The organism is Corynebacterium sp. CCUG 65737, from assembly GCF_024454115.1.
GTDB lineage: Bacteria > Actinomycetota > Actinomycetes > Mycobacteriales > Mycobacteriaceae > Corynebacterium > Corynebacterium genitalium.
The window spans coordinates 1-6,170 of record NZ_JAGPZB010000026.1; the positions used below are offsets into that span (position 1 = coordinate 1).

A 6,170-nucleotide genomic window follows, 5' to 3' on the forward strand; every position below is an offset into this window, starting at 1 on the left:
CATGGTGGTAGATTACCTTTCTTCCCAGCCCAACCGGGCTGGATATCAGGTGTCCACCAAAAAGGGGTCAGGTCCTTGCGGGTAGCAGCCTACTAGTGCACTTCGAATCTGATTGATGAGCCTGGTGTAGGACCGCGCTAAGTCTTCGTCGATGCCGTTGAGGACTTTCAATTGGAGGAAGGCTTCTTCGACACGGTCGACGCTGCGGAGGGACTCCGGAAGGTTCTTTGCAGCGTGGGCAATGATATAGGCGTCCCGGATATCAGTTTTGGCATTGCCAGCGTGGATGCGTGAGAGTTGACGCATAGCCAAACCGGGAAGGTAGCGCACGTCGATTCCGATATCTTGAGCAACTGCGACAGTTAGTCGACCAATGTTATTTGGCTGGTCCACGACGACAAGGACTTTGTGGTCGTGTGCGCTGAACGTTGAAAACAGTGTGCGCAGGGATTTTTCGTTTTGGTTGATGCGCTTAGATAGCACCTGGGTGCCGTCGATATCTAAGACGCAAGCGTGGTGAAAATATTTACCGACGTCCATGCCGATGACATAGTCGTAGGTCATGCTAGACCTCCTAGCGAATTGAATGAGTATGGGACTTATTTCATCGCTGGTGGTCGGACATACTTCACGCTGGCATCCACATTACTTTGAGACTTCGCACATTCTGTGCGGGTCAGGTTCCTATTAGCAGTCTGGAGTATGTCACTGCCTTCGGTGGCATCACCCCCCGGATCATTTTCAGACAGGGACGAAAACAAGCCATACCGAAGCCAGCGACTAGTTCCACTGCCACAAGGCAGAAGGAACGCAGATAAACATAACCTGCCCCAGCATGGGGCTAGGAGTACGAATCCTGGGCCCCTTCAAGCGGAACTGCCAACAACGTAATGGGGAGGGAGCGGTCTACAAACTATTCTGCGGAGCTTCGACAAAAGTAACAAGGGCGTGCCCACTCCAGTGAGCATTGACAGTAAGGATGAAATTATTGGGGTTCCTTTGTGAGAGTTCTCTTTAAAGATTCTTTGGTTATCTGTAGTCCTGGAGGCTGTGGTCAGTGAGTAGTCCAGGTTGTCTCGGTGGCAACCAAATCTTTGATTTGGGCGGCAGCACAACCGAACGTTAGTGAGGGCGTGAGCCACGATGGAATCTTATTTACTAGTTAGCGTTAGCGTTGACTGGTTGGTTTACCCCTGCTGGATATAGTTCTACAGTTTATAGTTATAAGCGACCAGGGGAAATAGATAAAATCCCAGTTCAAGCCCTGTGGATAACTGCTTGGATATTGGTAAATATGCGCAGCCGTATTGGTAAATATGCGCAGCCTGACCAGGGCATAAAGAAAGCGCCCACAAGGGGGCGCTCACTCGTTGATGAGTATTAATCCAGCTGCGGACGTGGCGGTTTTTTCTCAACTGAGGGAGATGTCTTAGTGACGGTGACTCCATCGAGGTCGGCTTTTATTCCACAATTACGCCATATCGCCTGAACATCGTGGATGGCTTTCTTGATTTCGTTGCGGAAGTTCACCCAGTCTTGCCCTGATACTAGCTCTTTGGTGGCGAAGCTTTGTGCCATCATGTCCCAGGTAAAAAGGTAGGAGTCTCGGTTGTTTTTGCTAAGCCAAAACTGCTTGACCGTTAGCCAGATATAAATGTCCATTGACCGTGGCTTGGTGAGCTGGCGTAGTACAGCAAGGTCGATAGGGATGGGGGCTTCGACAATGTGCTGGAAAAATTGTGGCGTGAGTTTGATGTAGGACTCGATGAAGCTTCCCTGATTAGGGTCGCGTGCATCAAACCATAAGTCCCATTCATCCATAATTTGAGTGTGTTTACCACGTGCGCGTACGCCATCGTCCTCTTTGACGGTCACGCGAGCATCAGCCAGGCGCAATAATTGCTCGCGGATATTGGCCAAGTTCCCTGTTGCGCCACCTGTGCCGCGTCCAGTTACTCCGATGGCTTGGAGGAAGTGGTTCATGGAGTGTCCGAGAGGGATGCGGACTGCTTGCTCAAGGTCTATTTTGCCTGCTTTGAGCTTTCCTGCGTTTTCCACGGCACGGGTGACGATGTAGGCCATGATTAGTCGGGGATATTTGCCGTAGGGCAATCCTCCATCGGCGTAGACAACGATTCGGCCTTGTGCTGTCTCTATGACTCGTTTTTCTTCGTCGGTCTTGCGGTATGGAAATAATGCTTGGACGAAGAGTTTGGATGTGTAGCCAATGTCTTGGGCGTTTATAAGTTCTTTTGCTTGATTAACTTCTCGGTCTTGGGCAGTCTTTTGGGCTGCTTGAAGCTGAGCAATTTTTTCTGGTGGCAGTGCCATGGAAGAATCCCTTTTCTGGTGACACTGCTTAACTTCTTGCAAACCGTGTATTTGGTGTATATGAACGAGGACAGAGGGCCACGCCCGTCGCCGGAGTTCGTGGAATGGCTTATGGATCTGCCAGTCAGATGGATTACCGACACGATGGGCGGACTGACTGCAAATCAGCAGAAGACCGCCTTCGGTAACGGGGTCCTGCCACTTCAAGCGCTCGTTGCACTGCGCAGTCTTGCATTACGTATGCAATCACGCTGAGTCGGGCGACCATCAACTGCCGCGCAACGGTCGGCGGAGTTCGGGAACGGTTCGACGGCCGAGCCTCAGATAATGCCTTCGAGGCGTTGCTCGATCTGCGGCTTCGGCATCGCCCCAATGATCTCGCGCACGATTTCACCCTTGTCGAAGACCTTCATCACAGGGATCGAACTGATGTTGTAGCGTGAGGCGATGTCGGGGTTCTCGTCGACATTGAGCTTGGCGATGAGGAGCTTTCCATCCTGCTCAGCTGCAATCTGGTCCAGGACCGGCGCGATCGCACGGCACGGGCCGCACCAGGCTGCCCAGAAGTCCACGAGAACGGGGACCTCGCTCTGGAGCACAACCTCTTCGAAGGCCTGGGTGTCGACGGTGGTGACTTCGCTCATGGGACTGCTTTCCTTCCTATTACACGTCGCGTGCGATAGACCGCGCGCACATCACAACACCCTACCCGGTGGGGGTATTCCCGTGGTGCTAGTTTTAGACCAGTCGCATCGTGGTCAGGCAGGTTTGCGCATCGTCGCCGACGGTCGAAAGTTCGGAGGTGACGGTCTGGCCGTCGTGGGTGATCGAGATCGATGTCTCGATGCCTCGGGGCAGCCAGATCCCGACGAAGCCGTTGTCGAGGGTTCTCAACTCCTCGTCGACGATCGTCTCGCCGGTCGTCGCATCCGTCACCGTTACGGCCACGTCTGCGTTGCGCAGCTCGCCCAGGCATCCGGTCGGGCTGTGGTAGTAGCAATCATGGGTCTGCGACCGATACGGGGCAACGGATACGTAGATCTCGTCACTGGGCAACCGCACCTCTGTCGCGTGCTCGTGCTGATCAGTGAGCGTGACCATCTCCGCAGTGATCGACGTGGTCAAGGTCTCCGTGCGATCGTCCAGCGGGATCGCATCGAGCGTTTCGACCAGCTCCCGCACGTCGAGGCCTTCGAGACCATTCTCGACAAGAATCTCGGCTCCGCTGGCCGAGGTGGCTGAGGGTGAGTCGTTGGCGGCCGCGCATCCGGTGAGCAGGAAAGCGCCGATCACGACGGTGGTTGCAGCGGTTTTCTTCCCGCCGTACTTCGGCAATGACCTGAGGTTTTTCATGGGATTCCTTCTCGTGCCTGCCCGTGGTGCCAATTGGCCATAGTACCCCATAGGGGTAGTGCCTACCTGTGTGATGCGGAAGCGCCCCGCCCGGTACGAGCCCGGGAGGGGGCGCTGCGTTCAGTCGTGCTTGCTGACTTCCGGTTCATGTTCGGCAATGTGCTCGGTCTCGATCTGGAAGGTTGCGTGATGGACGGAGACCTCGAAGTGTCCTGCGACGCAGTCTTTGATCTCTTGGAGCATCTGGGCGGCATGACCGTCGGTGAAGCATTCGTCGTCGACGACGACGTGGGCGGTCAGGGTCGGTAGGCCGGTCGCCACAGTGGAGGCGTGCAGATCATGAACATCCTGGACGTGGTCGAGTTCGAGGATGTGTGAGCGGACTTTGTCGAGGTCGAGGCCCTTAGGAGTGAACTCCATGAGGACGCCGGTGGTCTCGCGCATCAGCTTGAACGCGCGAGGCACGATCAGGGTGGCGATGAACAGTCCGGCGATGGCGTCGGCCTGCATGAACCCGGTCGTGGAGATCACGATCGCCGCGATGATCACTCCGAGTGAGCCGAGGGCGTCGTTGAGGACTTCGAGGAACGCGGCACGCATGTTGAAGTTCGAACCGCGGCTGGAGGCGAGGATGGTGATGGCGATGATGTTCGCGACCAGGCCGATGATGCCGAAGATCAGCAGTTCGCTTGCGGGCACCTCCGGCGGCTCGAACAGTCGCCGGATTCCTTCGATGGCGGCGTACGTGCCCACCACCAGCAGCAGTGCCGACTGTCCGAGGGCTGCGATCACCTCGATACGTCGGAACCCCCAGGTGCGCTTGGAGTTGGCGGGCTTGAGCATCAGCGTCCCGGCGATCAGTGCGACCAGTAGGCCGACGGCATCGGTGATGGCATGGGCGGTGTCGGTTAGCAGTGCGAGGCTGCCGGTGATGACCGAGCCGATGGCCTGGGCGACGACGATCGTCGCGGTGATCGAGAATGCGATCCAGAGTTTCTTGCGGAAATCTCCAGGGTGCCCGGTCTCGCTGGCTGCGGGGCCGTGATTGTGTCCTGCGCCCATGTCTACTTCTTCTCCGTATCTGTCGCGTGGTGGGTATGTGGGAGTCGCAGGTGCGTGCAGAGCAGGGCCTGCGTGCCGGTGGCATCGAGGAGGCATTCGGCAGCGGCGACGAGGGTACGCAGGAGTTCGGGCTGTGTCAGCGAGTACCAGGTGGAGCGCCCTTCCGGGCGCATCGTCGCCAGGCCGCACTCAACGAGAAAGCCGACATGTTTGCTTACCGTGGACTGGGCCAGGCCCATGTGCTCGACCAGATCGCGGACCCGGTGCTCGCCCGAGGCGAGGTGCTGCACGATCGCCAACCTCGTCGGTTCTGCAAATGCCTGGAACAGGTGGGCGTACGCTGCTGTCGCCACCTCGTCGAGGGTTGCCCCCTCTTGTTGATTCATAGTCATATAGCGATTATATCGCTCTATGACGATATTGTCGAGTGTGATCTGTCGCTCGATGCGAAATGAAGCTCAGAGGTTCCGGCGCGCCCGAGGGTGGACTGCCCGCTTCCTGCGACGCGTGCCTTATTGGATTCGGCGGAAAGTGGAGGTGCCTACGGGACTCGAACCCGTGTACAAGGTTTTGCAGACCGCTGCCTATCCTCTCGGCCAAGGCGCCAAGTCGCCGGCAAGATCAGTCGCCCGGCGTGAGGCCGGCAACCAGGTTGAAGGCGCCGGTGAGAATGTTCAGCGACACGACCCCGACGACATCAGAGATCTCACGGTCGCTGTACCCGAACCCCCGAAGCTCGTCGATCTGCTCGTCGGTGATCGACGCAGGCTCACGGTAGACCTGGAGGCCGAGCGCGATCATCGCCGCGACCGGGCCGGTCATCGCCGTACCCTGCTGGGCGAGTGCGATCTCGTTATCGCTGACCCCGAGTGATCGTGCCGCGCTGATGTGCGAGGCCAGGCACATTCCGCATCCTTGCTGCGACTGCACGGCGATCGAAACGAGCTCGCTGACCTTGCGGTCGAGCTTGGCGCGACGCATGGCTTTGCTCAGCTGGAGATAACCGCCGAGCACCGCCGGGGAATGCGCCATCGTCGAGACCATGTCTCCGACCTCGCCGTGCCGCTCGACGAGATCGCCGAGCAAGTCTCGTGAGCTCCCCACTGCGGTCTCAGGGGTCAATCGGGAAAAACGGGGCATAATGCCTCCTTAGTCAGTTTGGTCGCGAGTTCGAGGTTGAACCCGCAGGGATGCGTTCCTGCTGCTGATGCCCGGCATGTACACCGGTCAATAGGTAGAAGTCGCCGGACTCGCGTTGCTGCCGACTCACGATCCCGGCCGCATCCAGGTGCGGTGTGTCATACGTGGCGTGCGCGTGTTCAGCCTCTCTCATAGTGGGTTAAGTAGCAAAAGGGGATGCGGACGGAATCTTGGAGGATTCCATCATGAACCGCTCATACACCAAGGAGCAGCGACGCAGAGCT

Annotated in this window: 6 protein-coding genes, 1 tRNA gene and 1 pseudogene; all 8 read right to left on the minus strand. The window is 57.4% G+C overall.

All coding sequences use genetic code 11. The annotated features are described in order from the left end of the window. Positions 1–75: 75 nt before the first annotated feature. A pseudogene (locus tag KBX17_RS11260) lies at positions 76–564 on the minus strand (IS110 family transposase); the annotation flags it as partial. Between the two features lie 816 nt (positions 565–1,380). Next, complete coding sequence (locus KBX17_RS11265) at positions 1,381–2,331, minus strand: replication protein RepA (protein ID WP_099299418.1); 951 nt, start codon at positions 2,329–2,331, stop codon at positions 1,381–1,383. A 320-nt stretch (positions 2,332–2,651) separates the two neighbouring features. Further along, complete coding sequence (gene trxA / locus KBX17_RS11270) at positions 2,652–2,975, minus strand: thioredoxin (protein ID WP_099299417.1); 324 nt, start codon at positions 2,973–2,975, stop codon at positions 2,652–2,654. A gap of 94 nt (positions 2,976–3,069) precedes the next feature. Continuing rightward, complete coding sequence (locus KBX17_RS11275) at positions 3,070–3,684, minus strand: CueP family metal-binding protein (protein ID WP_180965366.1); 615 nt, start codon at positions 3,682–3,684, stop codon at positions 3,070–3,072. Positions 3,685–3,804: 120 nt separating this feature from the next. Then, on the minus strand, positions 3,805–4,746 hold the full coding sequence (locus KBX17_RS11280) for a cation diffusion facilitator family transporter (RefSeq protein WP_070478530.1): 942 nt from the start codon (positions 4,744–4,746) through the stop codon (positions 3,805–3,807). Between the two features lie 2 nt (positions 4,747–4,748). Further along, positions 4,749–5,138 carry a helix-turn-helix transcriptional regulator gene (locus KBX17_RS11285; RefSeq protein WP_070478528.1) on the minus strand — a complete coding sequence of 130 codons (390 nt, stop codon included), beginning with the start codon at positions 5,136–5,138 and terminating at the stop codon, positions 4,749–4,751. 140 nt (positions 5,139–5,278) lie between these two features. Then, positions 5,279–5,352: transfer RNA gene (locus tag KBX17_RS11290), tRNA-Cys, on the minus strand. A gap of 15 nt (positions 5,353–5,367) precedes the next feature. Continuing rightward, positions 5,368–5,886: a carboxymuconolactone decarboxylase family protein gene (locus KBX17_RS11295; protein ID WP_070478526.1), complete on the minus strand. Its 519-nt coding sequence runs from the start codon at positions 5,884–5,886 to the stop codon at positions 5,368–5,370. Between the last annotated feature and the right edge of the window lie 284 nt (positions 5,887–6,170).